The following is an 18,235-nucleotide window of genomic DNA, read 5'->3' on the forward strand; positions in this document are numbered from 1 at the left end:
GCAAAAGCAATATGCAACAAAGCCCTCTATTAAACACGATTCCGTATAGATATGTCAACCTATATTTAGTTTAATAATCAAGCTAATTGCCTGTGGATAAGTAAGGCTAAACCAGCTAAAATAGAAAGCTTAATGTATGATTTTTACCCTAGTGTTTCTTCATTAAATATCGAGATAAAAATAGCGGTTAATTAATGATGGGTATTGATTAGCTACCCCTTAATTTAAAATAATATTAACAATACTAACGTTTGGGAGGACAAAGAACAGATGCATAATTTTTGGCCTACTTGCCTTAGTCGTTTTGAACAAGAATTATCTACACAGCAATTTAACACCTGGATTAAACCCCTGCAAACCGAGTTAATTGAAACCGCGCCTGGAAGCAATGCTATTCGCGTGCTTGCGCCGAATAAATTTGTGCAGCAATGGGTAAAAGATCGTTTTTTAAATAAAATTGAATCGATTGCCGCAGAATTATTACCCGATAACTTCACTGTTGAGCTTTGCATTAGTCAATCAAAGCCTGAAAATACAGAGAAGAATAACCCTAGAAAAAATCCCACTCAAAACTTAAGCGAAATAACTCGTCCCTCGGTTTTGCAAAGAGCTGGCTTACAGAAAGCTAGTGAATCAACAAGCGTAACAATTAAGACTGCTAACCCGCGTACTGCAGAGCGTGCGTCCGGATTAAACAGCAGTTTTAATTTTGATAACTATGTCACGGGTCGTGCCAACCAGCTTGCGCGCGCTGCAGCAATCCAGGTGGCAGATAATCCAGGTCAATCATATAACCCGCTGTTTATTTACGGTGGCGTGGGTTTAGGTAAAACCCATTTACTACAAGCTATTGGTAACCAATTAAAACAACAAAAACCGGATGCCAATATTCGTTACCTACATGCGGAGCGCTATGTATCTGATGTAGTCAAGGCGTATGAAAATAAAGCCTTTGATGAATTCAAGCGGCAATATCACTCACTGGATTTATTGTTAATTGATGATATTCAGTTTTTTGCCAAGAAAAACCGCACACAAGAAGAGTTTTTCTATGCGTTTAATACGTTAATTGAAGAGAAAAAACAGATAGTTATTACTTGTGATACGTATCCAAAAGAAATTGCCGATGTAGATGAACGGCTGCGTACACGTTTTAGTTGGGGTTTAACGGTTGCGGTGGAACCGCCAGAATTAGAGATGCGTGTCGCGATTTTGCTTAAAAAAGCGGAAGAATCTAAAGTACATATTTCGGAAGATGTGGCTTTTTTTGTAGCGAAACAAATACGGTCTAGCGTACGTGAGCTGGAAGGCGCTTTAAATAGGATTGTAGCGATGGCGAACTTTACGGGTCATGCTATTGACATACATCTAGCCAAAGATGCGCTACGTGATTTAATTGCGGTGCGTGGCCGGCAAATTACTATTGAGAATATCCAAAAAACCGTTGCTGATTATTACAAGATAAAAGTAGGGGAAATGTACAGCAAAAAACGTTCGCGTAATTTTGCCAGACCCAGACAAATTGCCATGAGTTTGGCACGCGAGTTAACCAATCATAGTTTTCCTGAAATTGGGGAAGCTTTCGGTAGTCGTCATCACACAACGGTAATGCATGCCTGCGATGAAATCGAACAATTGCGCTTGAATGATCAAACCATCGCACGGGATTTAGGTTTTTTAACACAGGTGATCCGTGATTAAAATGTGATGTAGCATTGTGGATAAGTGTGCTTTTAGCTTGTGGGTAAAATAAGAATAAAACCTGATTTTGCTAAACTGGCTTTTTAATACACAATTAATACACAGTAGTAAGTAAAGTTATAAACAGTATAAAAAAGTATTTAACTATTTGATTTAAAACATCTTTAAAAGATATACACAGAAAAACGCTACATTATTATTACTATTATTTTTTTATATATCATTTATATAAAACTAAACTATTTAAAAAAACGGGTATTACCTTAGGAATTTAAACCATGCAAATTAAAATAAATCGTGAAACTTTGCTAAAACCATTAATGAATGTCACCAGTATTGTAGAAAGACGTCATACACTACCGATACTTTCAAATTTACTGCTGGAAGCTAAAAATAACCAATTGCAATTAACTGCAACCGATTTAGAAATGCAAATCTCCTTAAATGTTGAAAATAACTTCAGTGGTGAATTATCAACCACCATTTCAGCGAAGAAATTCTTGGATATTTGCCGCTCATTACCAGAGTCTGCCGATATCGACATGGTTACCAATGATAGTCGCATGACAGTAAAGGCAGGAAAAAGCCGGTTTAATTTACAAACACTTCCTGCAGCTGATTATCCAGTGATGACAAAAACCTCAGGACAAGGTGTTAATATTACTATTAGTCAAATCGCATTAAAGAAGTTGTTTAAGCAAGTTGAATTTGCCATGGCGCAACAAGACATTCGCTATTATTTGAATGGGTTGTTATTGGAAGTGATTGAAGATAATTTAAATGTAGTGGGTACAGATGGTCATCGTTTGAGTTTCAGCTCTATCAAACTTAACCAAAGCTATGATAAGACTGATGTAATAGTCCCGCGTAAAACCGTGATAGAACTGATTAAATTACTAAATGATTCAGAAGAAGAAGTAGTGGTTGAAGTAAATGCAGGCCAGGTTAATTTTTCTTTTAGTGATATACGCTTAATCTCCAAAGTGATTGATGGTAAATTTCCGGATTATCACCGTGTGATTCCTACTGGCCATCAAAATACATTTAGTGTGAATCGCTTAGCTGTATTAACGGCCATGCAACGTGCCTCTATTTTATCGAATGAAAAATACCGCGGCATTCGTATGGTATTAAGTAATAATAATCTAAAATTAATTAGTACTAATACCGAGCAAGAAGAGGCAGAAGAAGAGCTGGAAATTGAATATGCACAAGATGGTTTGGATATTGGTTTTAATGTGACTTATTTGATTGATGTATTGAATAATGTCAGCGATGAGAATATTAATTTTTCATTTGCAGATGCAAATAGCAGCTGCCTGATTACCGTACCAAATGATCAAAACTATAAATATGTTGTGATGCCAATGCGCATTTAACTGATAAAAGTTTCACGTGAATCAAGCATTAAAAGTAAGTAGTAAACCCGTTAATAAAGAGTGAAGAAAATAGTATGGTTAATACCCCAAAAGCACAACCAGAATACAATTCAGACAGCATTAAGATTTTGGAAGGCCTAGATGCGGTACGTAAACGCCCGGGTATGTACATTGGCGATACGTCAGATGGCTCTGGTTTGCATCATATGGTGTTTGAGGTGCTGGATAATGCGATTGACGAAGCTTTAGCAGGTCATTGTGACGATATTAAAGTAATTATCCACCCAGATAATTCAATTAGCATCTCAGATAACGGACGCGGTATTCCAACCGATATCAAAGATGATGATAAGCATGATCCGAAACGATCCGCAGCAGAAATCGTCATGACGGAACTGCATGCGGGCGGTAAGTTTGACCAAAACTCTTACAAAGTATCAGGTGGTTTGCATGGTGTGGGTGTTTCGGTGGTTAATGCGCTTTCAGACTGGTTGCGCTTAAAGATTTATCGCAATGGTCAAGTACATCAAATGGAATTTCAGCGTGGCGTGCCGATGGCGCCGCTCGCCTTAACTGGTAAAACCGATAAAAAAGGTACCGAAGTACACTTTTTAGCCTCTATCGAAACGTTTGTATTGGTGGAATATCACTTTGAAATTTTAGCTAAGCGCATTCGCGAGCTATCGTTTTTGAATGATGGTGTGAAAATTGAGTTAATTGATCAACGCACGGGTAAAAGTGAAAATTTCGCTCACGCCGGCGGTATAAAATCTTTTGTTGAATATATTAATCGCAGCAAAACAGTCATGCATCCTAAAACGTTTTACGCCAGCGGCGAAAAAGACGGCATGATTATTGAGGTAGCGATGCAGTGGAACGATAGCTACTCAGAAACCGTACAATGCTTTACTAATAATATACCGCAACGCGATGGCGGCACGCATTTAACGGGCTTACGAAACGCGATGACGCGCACGTTGAATCAGTATATTGAACAATCCGAAATAGCTAAAAAAGCAAAAGTAGAAACTACTGGCGATGATATGCGTGAAGGTATTACTTGTGTGTTATCGGTTAAAGTGCCCGACCCTAAATTCTCATCACAAACCAAAGATAAACTCGTTTCTAGTGAAGTACAGCCTGTTGTATCTGAAGTCGTTTCAGCTAAATTAGCTGAGTTTTTGGCTGAAAATCCAGCGGATGCAAAAATCATCTGCGGTAAAATCGTAGAAGCAGCACGTGCACGTGAAGCGGCACGTAAAGCGCGTGAAATCACGCGTCGAAAAGGCGTGATGGACACAATGGGTCTACCAGGCAAGTTGGCTGACTGTCAGGAACGTGATCCGGCAAAATGCGAATTGTACCTTGTCGAGGGTGACTCTGCGGGCGGTTCGGCCAAACAGGGACGTGACCGTAAAAACCAGGCTATTTTGCCGCTTAAAGGTAAAATCCTAAACGTTGAGAAAGCGCGTTTTGATAAATTACTAGGCTCACAGGAAATCGCTACATTAATTACCGCACTTGGAACCAGTATTGGCAAGGCGGATTTTAATGTTGAAAAACTGCGTTACCATCGCATTATCATCATGACCGATGCGGACGTTGATGGTGCGCATATCCGGACATTGTTGCTGACGTTTTTCTATCGCCAAATGACAGAATTGGTAGAACGCGGTCATATTTATATCGCGCAGCCGCCATTGTACAAAGTGAAACAGGGTAAAGATGAACGTTACCTAAAGGATCAGCAGGAGTTAGATATTTACCTGTTAAATTCTGCTTTAAAAGGCGCAGAGCTGGATACCAAAACCGCTGCCGGTGTATTAACTGGCGAACCGTTGGCAGAAATTGCAAAGCAAATGGTGTTAACTGAAGCAGTAATCCGCCGCATCGCTGCACTGTATGACGAAAGCGTATTGCGCGCGATTCAAGATGTGGGTGATATTAATTTAAGCGATGAAGCCAATGCCAATAAAGTGGCTGAGCAATTGCGGCCGATTTTAGGTGCGATTGGCAGCGAAGTAATTGTTGCATTTGATGCAGAATCCAATGCATATCGCTTGGAAGTGAACAAATACGTACATGGTAATTTGCAATGTTGCGTAATTGATGCCGAATTTTTAAGTAGTGGCGATTACAGACAAATTAATAAAACATCTATTTTGCTGCAAGGCCTGATTGGCACAGATGCTACTATTAAGCGTAACGACAAAGAGCAAGCGGTAAGCACATTTAAGCAAGCCTTGGACTGGTTGCTGGGTGAAGCAAGAAACACACTTAACATCCAACGCTATAAAGGTTTGGGTGAGATGAATCCAGAACAGCTATGGGAAACCACGATGGATCCAACCGTGCGTCGTCTGTTAAAAGTACAAATTGATGATGCTATTGCAGCCGATGAGATTTTCACTACATTAATGGGCGACAATGTTGAACCAAGACGTGCATTTATTGAAAGTAATGCGTTGCGAGCGGGTAACTTAGATGTTTAATTGTGAATAGGTTCCAGCTGATTTCTGGAATTTTCCAAATAATTTAGATTTTCTCAAAACTCTAAATTTAAGAAAGCTAAAGGCTCCTGTAGGAGCCTTTAGCTTTTTATTGAGTCTAGAGTGGAGTTACGGAGTTGATCAATCTTTTTTCATGTCCAAAAGAAGTTGTGTAGTAACGTTGTTCGATACCATATTGAAGCGGGTGAGGTCCAAACCTCCTAAAATTTTTGCTCATCAAGAGGATGAAATTGGCTGCTTTTTACTGAAGAGTTTCCGCTGCGGTAATGTTGCATCACATTAGCTACCAAAATTCCAGCTTCATATAATACTAGTAAAGGTATGGCCAGCATAAACTGAGATACGATATCGGGCGGAGTGAAGATTGCTCCTAGTACGAAGGCGCCGACTACTACGTAAGGGCGAGCCTCACGTAATGCTGCAACGCTTACAATATTAGCTGTCACTAGCACTACCACAGCGACAGGCACTTCAAACGCTAGTCCGAAAGCGATAAATAGTCCCATTGCAAAGTCGAGGTATTTGCTAATATCTGTCATCACTGCCACTCCTTCAGGTGCAGTTTGCGCGATGAAGCCAAACACGACCGGCAATACCAGACAATAGGCAAACACCATGCCGCATAAAAAAAGTAGGGTGCTCGCAAATACCATTGGTCCAATCAGGCGGCGTTCATGCGTAAAAAGCCCTGGAGCGACAAAAGCCCAGATCTGGTAAAGGCTATAAGGGAGGGAAATCATGAAGGCCGTCAATAATGCGACTTTCATGGGGACGAAGAACGGGGTGACCACACCTGTGGCTATCATCTGCCCACCTGCTGGCAGACTTTTTAGCATTGGCATAGCAAGCATGTGGTATATATCGTTTGCAAACGGGAATAGTGCAATCATCACCAGTAATAAGCAAATGAAGATACGCATCAGACGATTTCGTAACTCAATCAGATGTGAAATAAAGTTGTCAGATATGTTCAATTTAGCGTGCTCACCTTGATTGGCGATGGCTTCGTTATATCTGTAGTAGGGATAGATAGTACCTCTTCAGTGTTAACCTTTTCCTGATGCTCCCCTTCATGGTGGATGACTTGACCTACTTGGTATTTTGGCGATACAGCCTGTTCCATTTCATGCTTTATAACCTGCCCAACCTGGTATTGTGTCGATCCTGCCTGAGTATTTTTGAGTATCTCATTTTGGAGTTTCTGAATCTCTTCAAAGCGTAGTTCGTTGCTGATATCTGATTTTATGTCATTAACGTAGCGTTGTGCCCGGCCCATCAGCAGACCTGCGGTACGCGCGAGTTTAGGTAGTTTTTCAGGGCCGATGACGATCAGTGCCACTATGCCGACCACGATCAGCTCTGAAAAGGCGATATCAAACATGAATAAGTTTCGTCCTGTAGCCTGAGTTACTGCTTGATCTTGTGATCAATGTTGTTTTCTATTGTGTGTTCGTAGGCTTCGTGTTCAAGTGCAGGGCTAACTTTACCTTCATTGACAGCTTCTTTGAAGCCCTTGACTGCGCCACCAACGTCACTGCCAATGTTGCGAAGTTTCTTGGTGCCAAAAACCAACGCCACGATTACCAGTACGATCAACCAGTGCCAGATACTAAATGAACCCATTACACAATCTCCTAATTTTGACCTTGGCAGTTCGTTGATATTGCCAAAGACATGAATATAAATAATTACTATCTGTTATCTTTTGATTTCTAATGTTTGTGGCAGGATGAATCTTAATCAGTGTCTTTCACCGATACGCGAGCGAGATAGTGTCTCAAGTGGAGTTTCTCCGAAAAGCTCGCGGTAATAGCGTGAGAAAAGACTCATGTGCCAGAAGCCCCATTTGGCAGCCACGCTGGCGATGTATCTGACCTGATGCGGTGCAGATTGCAGCTCTGCACGTATTCTATGGAGACGCACATTACGCATGTATGCAATCGGTGTAATGCCGAGCACTCTAATAAATGCGTGATTCAGAGTGCGTCGGCTGATGCGCAGGCTAATACACAGTTCCTCTATCGTTAATGGGTAGCCCGAGCTCGATAGAGTCAAGTCGTGCACGCGGTTGACAATATAGCGATGAATGCGGTGATCGTAATTTTGGCTTGGGCTATTGTTAGCCTGCAGCAGCGCCTGCAGACAGGTGGCCATCAACTCATCTTCAAAGTGACGCCACATTTGGTGTATGTCGGCGGTGTCGCGAATTTCCGACATATAACGCATACCGCCTGCCAGAGAGGTTTGCAGTCGCGTTATAACCTCAGGGGATATCAACTCCACGGGCTTAACCTTTTCCATGGTTTTGCGCAGGTCAATCCACTCGACTTGCGCGGCGTAGTCTTCCAGCCGTTGCGCTGTGATGACTACTGCCGTTATTTCCGATAAATTCGAGGTGCGGAAAATCAGTTCGGCATTCTTGTCCAGCGTGATCAGAGAATTTTCTTTGACAGGAAGCAGCCCCCAGGTAGCGTTGCCTTCGATGACTGTTGGCAATCCGATAACATAAGCATCTGCTGGTGCGGCAGCGATCTGGTCAACGGCGCGGTTCATCGTCTCGCGAAAGACCTGCACACCCTTATAAGTGACACTGTTTAGAGCGCCAGAAAACGTTCCTTTGCTTAGCTGAGTATAGTCCTGCGTCCAAAATGGCAGTGCTTCCGCTTGTTCTAGAACATCGGTTGTTGTACGCTGAACTAAATGTATTTTAGGGCTGCCCAGAGGGGATGTGCCCAAAAACTCTTCTTGAAAACTCAAGATGCTTCTCCTCTTGCCAGACCTTTCGTCTGATGCTGATATCCAGCATATTTTTGATATGCGGCGTTGAAAGGTCTGATCTATTTTTCTATAGTATGTATATTTATGTATATCCGCGTGCGATGGCATCTGTATAAGCAAAAATTGCACACGGGAAAATGTAAATAAATTGTAACTGAATGTAACTATAGTCCATCATGAAAAAGCAGAGTAGCAAAAATCGGCAATAGTTGTAGCGTACTTCTAACTCTATGAAATATATGACGATTATTGCTACGGAACTCGTATCAACACTGTGATATTACGCCTTATAAACTTTCATGAGAATAAGATATAAATATTTTAGTTTTTCAAGAGTATTTGATTTAGGCCTCTCCCAAAAATAATACCACCTAAATTTAGCCGTGCTTAAAAGGCACGGCTTTATTACTTCATAGTATGGATCTTGACAGCGTAAGTCTTAAGCGAAAGGTCATAGCAAGAATTGGCAACAGTAGTGGTGACGTCTCAATATATGCCGATTATTGCTACGATTGCCGGGTCGTGGTAGCTATAGTTCGTTCTATCGAATTTCATGCAGGATCGTACTAGACACCAACGCGATTGGTAATTTTGAATTGAAAGGGTTAAAGATCATCAGGATGTAAACTTTTCAATTTACCACGAGCATTTGATTTAGGCATCTCCAACGGTTAACACTGCCTAACCTTTAGCCGCATCCCCAAGGTGCGGCTTTTTTTATTCAAGTATATAGAAACCATAAGTATTGCTAGCTTGGGCCGAAATTGAACGCGGATAGTAAAAATCGGCAAGAGCTGCGCCTGCACTGCAAATGGTTGCCGATTATTGCTACGGTCGTAACAGAATTGTAACTATATTGGAATCGTATTAATTGTTTTACTTTAATCAACAACTGGCCAAATGGCCTTAGGAGGATATCATGAAAATAGGTACAGGGTCTGGTGGCTATCGCCAGTCACCCCAAGGTAGTGCCGGCGTTGCATGCGTACCTGACGCAATCAGTTTTGCTGAACCGCGCTCAGTAACGAAGCGATTTTTGACAATGGCGACTGCTCTCGCAGCAGGCGTTGTTGGCGGAAATCTACTCGAATCGCAAATGACTGTTACAAGTGCAATCACTTCGATGTTTGTAGTGCTCGCCTTAATAGGTGGCTTTCTGTCAACCTGGTCGCCATGTGGCTATTCCAGTCTGAGTCTGTTGCGTCCTTCCGGTCGCTACACATTCGGATCAGTAGCGCGCTGGACACCAACCTTTTTAACACATGCGCTGGGTTATGCAGTTGGCGCAGTTGTTCTGGGTGGTGCACTGGGTCTGGCAGGCTGGCTCCTGTTTGAGCAACTACCTTTTAATTATATGGTGGCGGGTCTCTCCGTATTGGGCATTGGCTATGGTTTGCATCAGTTTGGATTTATGAAGATGCCATATCCGCAACGCCGTGCACAGGTTCCTCATGACGCACGTTACCGCTTCCGTTCATGGGTGATTGGTCTATTGTACGGTTTTGCATTGGGTATGAACTATCTTACTTATGTGCAGACGCCGATGCTCTATATCGTGACTGGCGCAGCACTGTTCAGCGGCGATGTTACAACTGCCATCACCATCATTGCCATCTTCAACATCGGTCGCTGCTTACCAGTTGCGATTAATTTCCTGCCAGTAAGCAATCAGTCTGCACAAGCCTGGTTAGCACGTTGGCAAGAACGTGCTGTTGAAGTGGATGGGTTCCTCCTGCTTTCAATCGGTGCTGCAGCTTTAACGCTGTTGGTTCTGTGATTGCCGTTGGTATTTGTTCGGAAGTGCATTTTTTAAAATTTTAATAATGTGTGGAGAAAATATGATTACTTTAAATAATCAAACAACAAGCGAGCAGCGCGGACTGAAAACTCGCCTTGCAGGCAAACTGGCAATCGCCGCTTTGTTGGTAGCAGCGCAACCCGCGTTTGCTGAAGCTCAAAAAGCAGTGCCAAAACAACTTGCCACAGTTGGCAGCCTCAAGATTGACAATTTGACAATTTCAAAAGCGCCGCCAAGTGACCTTAAGCGTTTTTACGTTGTTGATCCTGGTCACTTCAACGTGACTTCTCAAACTTTTGTATTTGATGCCAATAACAATAAGCTTCAACTGCATGGCATGATCGATGGCGGAAAACTGCCGCATGTGATGACAAGTTCTACAGGTAAGTTTGTAGGTATTTCTAATACAACTTACGATCGGATTGCGCACGGTAAGCGCGATGACTATGTCAGGTTACATGATGCTCAAACCTTAGATCCAATTGCAGATATTGATATTCCTGAAATCCGTTTCTTGACAGGTGTGATTGAGCGTTTTGCAGCGTTTAGTACTGATGACAAACACATGCTGGTTCAGCAATTCTCGCCAACATCAGGGGTTGGATTGGTTGATTTGGAGCAGAAAAAATATGTGAAAACGATGGAAGTACCTGATTGCTACCATATTTTTCCAGCTGCCAAACAAAACTTCTTCATGCACTGTCGCGATGGTTCAATGTTGCAGGTAAGTTATGACAATCAGGGCAATTCTAAGCAAAAAAATACTAAAGTATTTCATGCTGAGAACGAGTATTTGCACAACAATCCGTACTACTCAAACTCAGCTGGTCGTTTAGTGTGGCCAACCTACGAAGGTAAAATCTTCCAGGCTAAATTGTCTGAATCGGGAGCTGAGTTTCTAAAACCAATCGAGATTTTCAGCGACAAGGAGAAGAAAGAGAAGTGGGCTCCAGGAGGCTGGCAACCAGTTGCTATGCACAAGGAACGTAACGAAATCTATCTGCTCTCGGATAAGCGTGCCAAATGGACACATAAAACGGCTAGCCGTTTTGTAGTGGTTGCTGATGCGACAACTGGCAAGCGTCTGCGTCGTATCGATATGAAGCATAACATTGATTCTATCGCTGTGACTCAAGACAAAAATCCTACTCTGATCGCTGCTTCACTTGAGGATAAATCCGTGTATACATTTGATGCGGTTGGTGGCAAGCAATTGGCATCAATGGATGAGATTGGTAAAGCGCCTCAAATGATTATTACGATGGATAAGTGAGTAAAACATGAACTGGCTAATTAATGACCCGATTGTTCCGGTGTTTGCCTCACTTTTTCTGGCACTTATTCTGGCTGCGGCTGCGATTCCAAAAATCCGCAATGCAGATGAGTTTCAGGGTGTGGTTGCCAACTACCGGCTGCTCCCTTCCTTCATGGTCGTGCCTTTCGCGAAGCTTCTACCCTGGTTGGAGCTTGGCAGCGCCATAGCATTGCTGGTGCCGCCAATGCGCGAGGTGGCTGCGTGGGTAGCGGCAGGCCTTTTCATGATGTTTGCAATGGCACTTGCTATCAACGTTGGACGCGGTCGTACTTACATTGACTGTGGTTGCGTACGTCGTCCGGCGAGTGTGAGTCGCATCGGCATGTTTCACGTAATGCGTGCCCTTGCACTTGCGGCAGTAAGCCTTTTTATCGCTAATGTACCGGTTAATTTGTCAGTAATGACATTGGAATCAGTACTGATGGGTGTAGCGGCTGCTGCGATGTTTGCGATGCTTTATCTTGCTGCGGATGTGATCGTTGGATTGCCCGAAGCCCGTGCCAAAAAAAGTTAGTTTATATATAGGAGAATGGAAATGAATACTGGATTTATTATTGCATCGAATGTGTTGTTGTGGTGCGCATTTTTAAGCCTGGCAGCATTGATGCTTGGCGTGATTCGACAAATCGGTCTGTTGCATGAGCGTTCAGCTCCGTTGGGGGCGATGTTGCTCGATAACGGGCCTGAAATCGGAGAGCGCTCACCAGTGTTCAGTCTGACGACATTTGAGGGTGCGCCGATTACTGTAGGTCGTGCGCTTACACCAAATCGTCCAAGCCTGTTGATGTTTACTGGTCCAAGCTGCCCCATCTGCGCTAAGTTGCTGCCGATTATTCGTTCAGTGGCTGCTACAGAAGGGACGGATGTAGTGCTGATCAGTGATGGTACACGCGCTGAACACCTTGAGTTCCTGCGTAATCATCCGCTGCAAAATGAGCGCTATGTTGTTTCAGCTGAAATCGGTATGCGTTATCAGATTTCTAAAGTTCCTTATGGCGTGTTGCTCGACGCAGATGGCGTGATCCTTGGCAAAGGCCTGTGTAATACACGTGAGCATGTTGAAAGCTTATTTGAAACAGTACGTGAGGGTCACTCAACTTTACAAAGTTTCATGAAGCACAGCACGACTCCGTTACTGCAAGAAGACCAAAACAAAGGTGTTCATTAATTTAGTCCAAAAGTTGGAATATTTAGGATAAGGAAAACAAAATGAAAGACAATAAAAGATTTGACTCTACCATTGAAAAACTGGCACGCACTACCGCCAATTACACTGGTCGCCGTAGCTTTATCGGTAAAGTAGGTATGTTTTTAGCTGGTTCAGCACTGTTGCCTTTGTTACCAGTTGATCGTCGTGCTCGTCTCGGTCTTGGTGAAGCACAGGCAGCTAGTGTTGGCAATATGACACGAGAAGGTGGTTGGAAACCTCAGGATACAGATCCACAGGCTTGTGACTACTGGCGTCATTGCTCTATTGACGGTCAAGTCTGTGACTGTAATGGCGGCAGCTTGACTTCATGCCCACCAGGTTCAACCCTATCGCCAAGCTCATGGGTTGCTAGCTGCTACAATCCAGGTGATGGTCAGACCTATCTGATTGCGTATCGTGACTGCTGTGGTAAACAAACGGCTACTCGTTGCGGCTGCTTCAATACACATGGCGAATTGCCAGTTTATCGTCCAGAGTTCAACAACGATATCGTATGGTGTTTCGGTGCTGAGAATGACGATATGACATATCACTGCACCATTTCACCAGTAGTTGGTAAGGCTAGCTAAGATGGAAGTGAGAACTAGGCCCGCATTGCGCTTTATGGGCCTGCTTCTTACGCTGTCGATGCTGACAGCGGCAGGGGTCAGTTGGGCGGCGGGGGATGCTGCACCGAAAGATGCATATCGCCGCCCGGATGGCATCCTGTCGCCATCTTCCAATCCATTGACTGTGGAAAAAGCAACACTAGGCAAAACTCTGTTTTTTGATGCGCGATTATCACGCGATGGAAAAATGTCCTGCGCTAGCTGCCATGCGCCAGATAAACGCTGGAGTGATGGGCGTTTGCGTCCATTGGGTGCAGAAAACATTGTAAATGCACGTCGCACACCCACCGTACTCAATAGTGCCTGGCTGACTGCTTTGATGTGGGATGGGCGAGCCAGTTCACTTGAAGCACAGGCTGTATTACCGATTACCACACCTCATGAAATGAACTTTGATATGCCAGGCGTGATTGCCCGCCTGCAACCTATTCAAGGCTATCGCCCGCTGTTTGCACAGGCATTTGGTGATGCCGATGTTAATCAGAAGCGTATTACCCAAGCGCTGGCTAGTTTTCAGCGCACACTGGTTTCCAATATTTCCCCCTTTGACCGCTGGGTAGCCGGGGATGAAACTGCTATCAGCGCATCAGCCAAACGTGGCTTTACGTTGTTTGAAAACAAAGCGAAATGTGTTGCCTGCCACAAATCCTGGCGATTTACCGATGACAGCTTCCACGATATCGGGTTGCGTAGCGAAGACATCGGCAGAGGTGCGAAGGTGCCGCCACAAGTAACGCTCATGCAGCATGCATTCAAGACCCCATCGCTGCGGGATTTGCCGATTAATGGCCCATACATGCATGACGGCTCCATGTTTAGTCTTGAGGAAGTCATCAAGCACTATGAGAAGGGTGGCATCGAGCGTAAGAGCCGTTCGCTGGAAATGAAGCCATTTGAAATCTCCGACGAAGAAAGGTTAGCCTTGGTTGAGTTTATCAAGACGCTGGATGGCGGCCCATTGAAGGTGGATTATCCATGGATGCCGGAGTGAGTATGTGTACAGAGAAAATGAAGAGTGTTGCGATGAAGTGGGTTTCAGATTGGTTAAGACGTTTGGCTGTAAATGTAAAACAAACTGGCAGTTTTCTTCCTGTCAGTTTGCTACGACCGCATTCGTGCGTTGCAGCCTTGATAGCAGCAATGATGCTGAGCGTATGCCCGACTGCTTATAGCGCAACTGAGCATGAAGCTACAGCAAATGATGCTTCAAGTAAAATTTATCCTTCCAGAGCGACTCAGGGCATTGTCACGCCGCTGGCTCCTGGCGCAAAGATACACCAGATGACGTTGTCTCATCACGAGCTTGAAGCATGGTCATTTGTGCCAAAACGCAAAGATCGTATCGAGATTGAAAATCGTTCGAATATTACACATGCACTTTATGTGACTTATCCTGACGGTACTGTTGTCAATCTTGAAATTCAAATTCCTGGTGACACTGTGAGCTGGACTGTACCGGATGATGCTGAGGGCGAGTATCTGTTTCGGTGTTGGATTCATCCGGTGATACGCGCAGAAATGATGATACAGGACTAATAATTAACGAACAATCGGTGGCGACTGCAATATTAAGTTAAGTATGGAGGAAGTTATGACGAAGCATACAACCGCAAAAGAGTTAGCAACTGTTAGGCCTGATGTGGAAGAGCCTATGCGCAGAAAAGTCTTCAAACGTGTATTTCGTCATATGGGGGTCGCAGTTCTTGGCACGGTTGTCGCACAGGCGGCGATCTTTTCACGGCCTGCACGCGCTGCCAAAATCCTCAGGCCGCCTGGCGCATTGCCGGAGAAGGAGTTTGATTCGACCTGCATCCGCTGTGGCTTATGTGTGAAAGATTGTCCCTACGACATACTCAAGCTGGCAAGCTGGGCTGATCCGGCGCCATTAGGCACCCCGTTCTTTGTGGCACGTCAGGACCCTTGCCGCATGTGTACTGATATTCCCTGTGTGAAAGCCTGCCCAACCGGGGCGCTTGATCCGCTGCTGACCGATATCCGTAAGGCTGATATGGGGGTGGCGGTGCTTGTTGATCACGAAAACTGCCTCAATTATAAAGGGTTGACCTGCAGTGTATGTGTGCGTGTATGCCCCATCCGCGGTGAGGCAATCTCGCTGAAGCCGATACAGAATGAGCGTGGTTTGCTGCAGATTCCGACTGTAAACCCCGACAAGTGTACCGGTTGTGGAACCTGCGAGAAACACTGTGTGCTGTCCGAAGCGGCGATACGCGTGCTGCCGCGCGAACTAGGACTGGGTGTTTCCGGCGCTAATGCTGCCGGGCGTGGAGTATGGTGATGGCTGGATTATTTCGACGCATGGTTTCAGGTTTGAAAAGTCGGCGCTGGTTGTTGATACGTCGCACATTGCAAATTCTTATCGTGCTCGCTTTCGTTGTCGATATTCCGGAAGTAGGGCGTATCGCTCACGGCAATCTATCTTCCAGTCTCTGGTTCTGGAATGTGCCACTTACCGACCCGTTCGTGCTGTTGCAATCCTTGCTTGCTGGAGCACCTCTGGCTAAGACCGCACTGATCGGTGCAGCAATCGTCGCCGGTTTTTATGCTTTTTTCGGTGGCCGCATTTATTGCAGTTGGGTCTGCCCCATCAATATGCTGACTGATGCCGCGCACTGGCTGCGGCAGAAATTGAAAATAAAGGGTAATCTGACACTGTCACGAGAGTTGAGGTCAGTGCTGCTGGTGATGGCGCTTGTGCTGTCTGTGGTCACCGGAACCCTCGCCTGGGAGATGATTAACCCGATTACGCTGTTCCAGCGCGAACTCATGTGGACATCCGCAGCCGGGGTGACGTTTCTTGCAGCATTATTCCTGTTCGATTTTCTTGTATCCCGCCGTGGCTGGTGCGGGCATCTTTGTCCTGTGGGAGCTTTTTACAAATGGTTAGGTCGTTATGGCAGACTACGTATTACGGCGCTGAAAATTGATGCTTGTTCAGGCTGTTCTGACTGTATCAAGGTCTGTCCTGAACCGCATGTGCTGGCGCCTTTGGTTGCCCAGAAAGCCATGACGGTGACCGATAGTGATTGTACCCGCTGCGGCGCGTGTTTAGATAAGTGTAATAGCGGCGCACTTGCCATGAAGCTGGATATGCACCGTGGAGTATCTTTTCGCGGCATTCCGATTGTAAAAAGTTGATTGCAGCATTTTGATGTGGTTGATGCTCGCGCACTGATAAGCAAATCCAATCATCGCATATTGCGAGCCAAGCCAGTCTGAAATTTATATTTTACCCATTTGATTTTAGCTCTTATACGTACACACGAAGTCATTATTGCCTGCTTACGATGACCTAGGTATTACTACTTTTTGGTTTTACAAATTAAAAAGCGAGGCTTGCCCCGCTGAGAGAAAAACGGTTTTGACAGGCTGATTTACAGAGACCTGATCCAGCGTACAACTTCTCTGAATTCATCGTCTGTTAATTTTCCTTCGTTAGGAGGCATAGGCAGTATACCCCAGTTGCCGCGACCGCCTTTTTTGATTTTGTTGATCAATTTATCTTCGACATCTTGACCTTTGTATACAGCAGCTACCTCTTTGAATGCTGGGCCTACATTTCGTTTTTCAACGGTGTGGCACGTTAGACAGTTAGCCTTTTCGGCAAGAATGGCACCGTCAGCAAGTGCTGACTGTGCAGTAAAGCCAAGAGAGGCTGCCAGTATAAATGTTAAAACTGATTGATTGCGCATATAAAACTCCAGATTTTAGATTGTTAAAAATTTTATTTTTACTTATTTTGCAGCTTTATTCTAAGTTCGACTGTTACAGCATGATGATAAAAATCGGCATTACCAGTAAGTTTTGTTGAAAAACATTGCAGGTGTTGCCGTTTTTGTATAACGAGGTGTTTTGCACGCAGACATAATCATTCTGGCGTTTATACAAAAGTAATTCTGAAGATACCGTGTGTAGGTAGGCATAGATTGTAAGTTGGCTTAATTAGCTAGCAATGCGGTTGCTTTACGGAATTAATACTATTTAAGTAATTTCTTATTGGAGTAACAAAAGGGAGCCATGAAACATCTATTCAAATCATCAATGCTGACAGCTATATTGGCTTCAGCGTTTAGCGTTATGATGCCGGTAGCTTATGCTGTTGAAGATGCAACAGCAGCCTCGCCGCACACCTTAACAACCAATATCGGCTTTTTCACCGACTATACATACCGCGGTATTTCTCTGGCAAGAGAACGCAGTGCAGTGCAGGGTGGTATCGACTACTCTCATAGCAGCGGTTTATATTTAGGTACTTGGGCAACAAACGTTAATAAACAAGCGCTCTACGGTAACACCATCGAACTGGATATTTATGGTGGGTATGTACATACGCTTGCCGATCAATTGGACTTGAACGTCGGCTTCATGCATTACTTCTACCCCGATAACTATCGCCCAGTTTCCAACACTGGTGACAAGGGTGCTTCACCTAATACAACGGAATTAAACGCAGCATTAACCTATAAACATTTCACGCTGAAGCATTCTTACACGGTGTCTAATTTCTTCGGTATTAACGATAACTATGGCGGAAATGGTGGTTCACGCGGATCTGGTTATACTGAGCTGAATGTTAATTACAAACTGCCTTTTGCAGATATTAATTTAGCATTACATGTTGGCCGTCAGGTCGTACATAACTACTCTAAGGCTAATTATGTGGATTGGCTGGTTGGTCTTAATAAAGATTTTGCAATTGGCAGTAGTGCTGGCTGGAATGCTGGTTTAAATTACACTACAACTAACGCTGATGATGGGTGGTATGTAGATGCTAACAATTGGGAAACAGGCAATGACCGTTTAATCGGATATATTAAACGAAGTTTCTAAAGCTTCTTCATTAATTTCTAGACTTTCCCAAAAACTAAACTTTGTTGAAAAGGGCTATTTAAAACAAATAGCCCTTTTTCTTTTTGTA

At 44.1% G+C, this 18,235-nt stretch carries 18 protein-coding genes; 13 read left to right on the forward strand and 5 right to left on the reverse strand.

Going from position 1 to position 18,235, the window contains the following annotated elements:
- The first annotated feature begins 270 nt into the window (after positions 1–270).
- From dnaA to gyrB, 3 genes are all read left to right on the forward strand, one after another.
- A complete protein-coding gene (gene dnaA, locus K370_RS07470; protein WP_047540402.1) occupies positions 271–1,701 on the forward strand; it encodes a chromosomal replication initiator protein DnaA in 1,431 nt (476 codons plus the stop codon).
- Positions 1,702–1,979: 278 nt separating this feature from the next.
- On the forward strand, positions 1,980–3,080 hold the full coding sequence (gene dnaN, locus K370_RS07475; protein ID WP_047540405.1) for a DNA polymerase III subunit beta: 1,101 nt from the start codon (positions 1,980–1,982) through the stop codon (positions 3,078–3,080).
- Positions 3,081–3,154: 74 nt separating this feature from the next.
- A complete protein-coding gene (gyrB, locus tag K370_RS07480; RefSeq protein WP_047540407.1) occupies positions 3,155–5,572 on the forward strand; it encodes a DNA topoisomerase (ATP-hydrolyzing) subunit B in 2,418 nt (805 codons plus the stop codon).
- 218 nt (positions 5,573–5,790) lie between these two features.
- On the opposite strand, the gene tatC is transcribed toward gyrB, so the two are convergent.
- From tatC to K370_RS07500, 4 genes are all read right to left on the reverse strand, one after another.
- Positions 5,791–6,510, reverse strand: a complete 720-nt coding sequence (tatC, locus tag K370_RS07485; RefSeq protein ID WP_052185201.1) for a twin-arginine translocase subunit TatC — start codon at positions 6,508–6,510, stop codon at positions 5,791–5,793.
- A gap of 50 nt (positions 6,511–6,560) precedes the next feature.
- Positions 6,561–6,971, reverse strand: a complete 411-nt coding sequence (gene tatB / locus K370_RS12115) for a Sec-independent protein translocase protein TatB (protein ID WP_047540413.1) — start codon at positions 6,969–6,971, stop codon at positions 6,561–6,563.
- 26 nt (positions 6,972–6,997) lie between these two features.
- Positions 6,998–7,213, reverse strand: a complete 216-nt coding sequence (gene tatA, locus K370_RS07495; protein ID WP_047540416.1) for a Sec-independent protein translocase subunit TatA — start codon at positions 7,211–7,213, stop codon at positions 6,998–7,000.
- Positions 7,214–7,330: 117 nt separating this feature from the next.
- On the reverse strand, positions 7,331–8,347 hold the full coding sequence (locus K370_RS07500) for a helix-turn-helix domain-containing protein (protein WP_047540418.1): 1,017 nt from the start codon (positions 8,345–8,347) through the stop codon (positions 7,331–7,333).
- Between the two features lie 940 nt (positions 8,348–9,287).
- Here K370_RS07500 and K370_RS07505 point away from each other — a divergent pair.
- The 9 genes from K370_RS07505 to napH all read left to right on the forward strand — a co-directional run bounded on the left by K370_RS07505 (position 9,288) and on the right by napH (position 16,455).
- Positions 9,288–10,145 (forward strand): methylamine utilization protein MauF, encoded by an 858-nt coding sequence (locus tag K370_RS07505; protein ID WP_047540420.1) that lies wholly within the window; start codon positions 9,288–9,290, stop codon positions 10,143–10,145.
- A gap of 61 nt (positions 10,146–10,206) precedes the next feature.
- Positions 10,207–11,439 (forward strand): methylamine dehydrogenase (amicyanin) large subunit, encoded by a 1,233-nt coding sequence (mauB, locus tag K370_RS07510; protein ID WP_052185202.1) that lies wholly within the window; start codon positions 10,207–10,209, stop codon positions 11,437–11,439.
- Positions 11,440–11,446: 7 nt separating this feature from the next.
- Positions 11,447–11,995, forward strand: a complete 549-nt coding sequence (locus K370_RS07515; RefSeq protein ID WP_047540424.1) for a MauE/DoxX family redox-associated membrane protein — start codon at positions 11,447–11,449, stop codon at positions 11,993–11,995.
- 21 nt (positions 11,996–12,016) lie between these two features.
- Positions 12,017–12,649, forward strand: a complete 633-nt coding sequence (gene mauD, locus K370_RS07520) for a methylamine dehydrogenase accessory protein MauD (RefSeq protein WP_047541787.1) — start codon at positions 12,017–12,019, stop codon at positions 12,647–12,649.
- 41 nt (positions 12,650–12,690) lie between these two features.
- Entirely contained in the window at positions 12,691–13,260 is a 570-nt protein-coding gene (mauA, locus tag K370_RS07525; RefSeq protein ID WP_047540427.1) for a methylamine dehydrogenase (amicyanin) small subunit, read from the forward strand.
- A gap of 1 nt (position 13,261) precedes the next feature.
- Positions 13,262–14,290 carry a tryptophan tryptophylquinone biosynthesis enzyme MauG gene (gene mauG, locus K370_RS07530; protein ID WP_081977183.1) on the forward strand — a complete coding sequence of 343 codons (1,029 nt, stop codon included), beginning with the start codon at positions 13,262–13,264 and terminating at the stop codon, positions 14,288–14,290.
- Positions 14,275–14,835, forward strand: coding sequence for a hypothetical protein (locus K370_RS07535; protein ID WP_235272717.1), 561 nt, complete (start codon positions 14,275–14,277; stop codon positions 14,833–14,835). Before mauG ends, K370_RS07535 begins: the two co-directional genes overlap by 16 nt.
- A gap of 55 nt (positions 14,836–14,890) precedes the next feature.
- A complete protein-coding gene (napG, locus tag K370_RS07540) occupies positions 14,891–15,595 on the forward strand; it encodes a ferredoxin-type protein NapG (RefSeq protein WP_047541791.1) in 705 nt (234 codons plus the stop codon).
- On the forward strand, positions 15,595–16,455 hold the full coding sequence (gene napH / locus K370_RS07545) for a quinol dehydrogenase ferredoxin subunit NapH (RefSeq protein ID WP_235272718.1): 861 nt from the start codon (positions 15,595–15,597) through the stop codon (positions 16,453–16,455). Before napG ends, napH begins: the two co-directional genes overlap by 1 nt.
- Positions 16,456–16,691: 236 nt before the next feature.
- Here napH and K370_RS07550 read toward each other — a convergent pair whose 3' ends face one another.
- A complete protein-coding gene (locus K370_RS07550) occupies positions 16,692–17,009 on the reverse strand; it encodes a c-type cytochrome (RefSeq protein WP_047540434.1) in 318 nt (105 codons plus the stop codon).
- A 325-nt stretch (positions 17,010–17,334) separates the two neighbouring features.
- Between K370_RS07550 and K370_RS07555 the strand changes: the two genes are divergently transcribed.
- Positions 17,335–18,147: a TorF family putative porin gene (locus tag K370_RS07555; RefSeq protein WP_047540436.1), complete on the forward strand. Its 813-nt coding sequence runs from the start codon at positions 17,335–17,337 to the stop codon at positions 18,145–18,147.
- The last annotated feature ends 88 nt before the right edge of the window (positions 18,148–18,235 follow it).

It is taken from the genome of Methylotenera versatilis 7, assembly GCF_000799165.1.
GTDB classification, from domain to species: domain Bacteria; phylum Pseudomonadota; class Gammaproteobacteria; order Burkholderiales; family Methylophilaceae; genus Methylotenera_A; species Methylotenera_A versatilis_A.

Bases quoted from the DNA above. Each gene is read 5' to 3' on its own strand.
- dnaA (WP_047540402.1), top strand. From the start codon at position 271: ATGCATAATTTTTGGCCTACTTGCCTTAGTCGTTTTGAACAAGAATTA.
- dnaN (WP_047540405.1), top strand. From the start codon at position 1,980: ATGCAAATTAAAATAAATCGTGAAACTTTGCTAAAACCATTAATGAAT.
- gyrB (WP_047540407.1), top strand. From the start codon at position 3,155: ATGGTTAATACCCCAAAAGCACAACCAGAATACAATTCAGACAGCATT.
- tatC (WP_052185201.1), bottom strand. From the start codon at position 6,510: ATGCGTATCTTCATTTGCTTATTACTGGTGATGATTGCACTATTCCCG.
- tatB (WP_047540413.1), bottom strand. From the start codon at position 6,971: ATGTTTGATATCGCCTTTTCAGAGCTGATCGTGGTCGGCATAGTGGCA.
- tatA (WP_047540416.1), bottom strand. From the start codon at position 7,213: ATGGGTTCATTTAGTATCTGGCACTGGTTGATCGTACTGGTAATCGTG.
- K370_RS07505 (WP_047540420.1), top strand. From the start codon at position 9,288: ATGAAAATAGGTACAGGGTCTGGTGGCTATCGCCAGTCACCCCAAGGT.
- mauB (WP_052185202.1), top strand. From the start codon at position 10,207: ATGATTACTTTAAATAATCAAACAACAAGCGAGCAGCGCGGACTGAAA.
- K370_RS07515 (WP_047540424.1), top strand. From the start codon at position 11,447: ATGAACTGGCTAATTAATGACCCGATTGTTCCGGTGTTTGCCTCACTT.
- mauD (WP_047541787.1), top strand. From the start codon at position 12,017: ATGAATACTGGATTTATTATTGCATCGAATGTGTTGTTGTGGTGCGCA.
- mauA (WP_047540427.1), top strand. From the start codon at position 12,691: ATGAAAGACAATAAAAGATTTGACTCTACCATTGAAAAACTGGCACGC.
- mauG (WP_081977183.1), top strand. From the start codon at position 13,262: ATGGAAGTGAGAACTAGGCCCGCATTGCGCTTTATGGGCCTGCTTCTT.
- K370_RS07535 (WP_235272717.1), top strand. From the start codon at position 14,275: ATGGATGCCGGAGTGAGTATGTGTACAGAGAAAATGAAGAGTGTTGCG.
- napG (WP_047541791.1), top strand. From the start codon at position 14,891: ATGACGAAGCATACAACCGCAAAAGAGTTAGCAACTGTTAGGCCTGAT.
- napH (WP_235272718.1), top strand. From the start codon at position 15,595: ATGGCTGGATTATTTCGACGCATGGTTTCAGGTTTGAAAAGTCGGCGC.
- K370_RS07550 (WP_047540434.1), bottom strand. From the start codon at position 17,009: ATGCGCAATCAATCAGTTTTAACATTTATACTGGCAGCCTCTCTTGGC.
- K370_RS07555 (WP_047540436.1), top strand. From the start codon at position 17,335: ATGAAACATCTATTCAAATCATCAATGCTGACAGCTATATTGGCTTCA.